The organism is Zhenhengia yiwuensis, assembly GCF_014384995.1.
GTDB classification, from domain to species: domain Bacteria; phylum Bacillota; class Clostridia; order Lachnospirales; family Cellulosilyticaceae; genus Zhenhengia; species Zhenhengia yiwuensis.
On record NZ_JACRSY010000102.1, the window covers coordinates 1 to 1,604 of the forward strand.

4 protein-coding genes are annotated in these 1,604 nt (G+C 35.5%); all 4 read left to right on the forward strand.

The window, feature by feature from the left end; all coding sequences use genetic code 11:
* Positions 1-175: 175 nt before the first annotated feature.
* On the forward strand, positions 176-379 hold the full coding sequence (locus H8718_RS20165; RefSeq protein ID WP_249334849.1) for a helix-turn-helix domain-containing protein: 204 nt from the start codon (positions 176-178) through the stop codon (positions 377-379).
* Entirely contained in the window at positions 379-576 is a 198-nt protein-coding gene (locus tag H8718_RS20170) for a hypothetical protein (RefSeq protein WP_249334850.1), read from the forward strand. Before H8718_RS20165 ends, H8718_RS20170 begins: the two co-directional genes overlap by 1 nt.
* A 1-nt stretch (position 577) precedes the next feature.
* A complete protein-coding gene (locus H8718_RS20175) occupies positions 578-1,105 on the forward strand; it encodes a host-nuclease inhibitor Gam family protein (protein WP_249334851.1) in 528 nt (175 codons plus the stop codon).
* Positions 1,106-1,119: 14 nt separating this feature from the next.
* Positions 1,120-1,604: AAA family ATPase (locus tag H8718_RS20180; RefSeq protein ID WP_249334852.1), on the forward strand; the 485-nt coding region annotated here is incomplete at its 3' end.

A 1,604-nucleotide genomic window follows, 5' to 3' on the forward strand; every position in this document is an offset into this window, starting at 1 on the left:
AAATTTAATTCATAAAAGCCTCATAATTGCCTCAAAAACGCTTCATAAAGGCCTCATAAAAGCCTTAAAAAGGCCTCATTCCAAGGACAAAAATACACTTTATGATTGTTCTTGTAGCGAAAACGCGTTGCAAAACACAGCAACAAAGTTTCGTAAATAAAGTGAGAGGTGATGAATGATGTACAAAAACTTAAAAGCAGAGATGGCAAGAAATTCAGTTCGAGGGAAAGACATTGCAAAAGCTTTAGGAACAAGACAGGCAACTATTTCTTCAAGGCTAACAGGCAAAACAGAGTTTTCGTATAAGGAAGCTAAGAGAATTAAGGATACATTCTTTCCTAATGTAGAACTGGAATATCTCTTTGAGGAGGGGATGTAATGGAGTTTAATTTAAAACTATTAGAAGAACACGCAGAGCTGACTTTACAAAATGCTTTATTAGGATGGAAGCTAGATCACTACGAAGCATTAATAACTGAACTTATGAGTTATCTATGTGAAGAGGACGTATTAGGTAAGCAGTATATGATGCAATATAAAAAACTTAAAAAGGTGAAGATGGGAAGTGTGGATTAGGATGATTAAAGGTACGACTATAGAGTTAGATGCACAGACAATTCAGCTTAAAGTAGAAATGGATAATATAGTAGAAAGCATTAAAGGGATAGATTATGAGCTTTTAGAGTTAGAAGCTTTATTGAAGGCTCAAATAGAGCAATTAAAGGCACGTTTTGAACAGAAGCAATACCTTTTAAAGGGGAAGAGAGAAAAGCTTCAGATACAGCTTAGAGTACTTTTTGAACAAGTACCACAGAGTGAAACTAAGACTCAAAGAAAAGTGAAGTTATTAAATGGTGATGTGGTTGTTAAGAAAGCTAGGTTGGACTTTGAAAAGGATGGAGACAAGCTTCTTGAATGGGCAAAGGAGAACAATAGAGATGAACTCATTAATCGTAAAGAGGTCTTAAGTTTTAAATGGGCTGATTTTAAGAAGAGATTAGTCCCTACAGATTGTGGCATTGTGGATGTAGAAACAGGAGAAACACTTGAAATAGATGGACTTCATGCAATAACGAAGGCTGAAGAATTAGAAATTAAATATTAAAGGAGATAAGGGATATGGCAAAAGCAATTTGTATTATAGGTGAATCAGGTGCTGGTAAAACCACATCATTAAGGAATTTAGACCCAAAGGAAACTTATTATATTGATGCAGATAAAAAGGGAAGTGCATGGAGAGGCTTTAGGCAACAGTATAATGCGGCTAATAAAAATTACATTGCTACAGATGATCCAAACAAGGTATTAGCCTTGATGAAAGGCATTAGTGAGAAAAGTAGCCTTAAATATATTGTGGTAGATACTTTGAATGGCATTATGATTGGTGAAGAAATGAGACGTTCTAAAGAAAAGAACTTTGATAAGTGGCTAGACCTTGCCAGCTATATCTACAGTATTTTGGATGTAGTGTGTGACCTTAGAGATGACCTAACAATTATCTACACAGCCCATAGTGAAACAGAACGCACAGAGGATGGCTATATGTGGACAAGGATGAAGACCACAGGAAAGAAACTGAACAAGCTTGTACCTGAATCTAAGTT

Coding starts and splice junctions, on each gene's coding strand:
- H8718_RS20165 (WP_249334849.1), top strand. CDS start 176: ATGATGTACAAAAACTTAAAAGCAGAGATGGCAAGAAATTCAGTTCGA.
- H8718_RS20170 (WP_249334850.1), top strand. CDS start 379: ATGGAGTTTAATTTAAAACTATTAGAAGAACACGCAGAGCTGACTTTA.
- H8718_RS20175 (WP_249334851.1), top strand. CDS start 578: ATGATTAAAGGTACGACTATAGAGTTAGATGCACAGACAATTCAGCTT.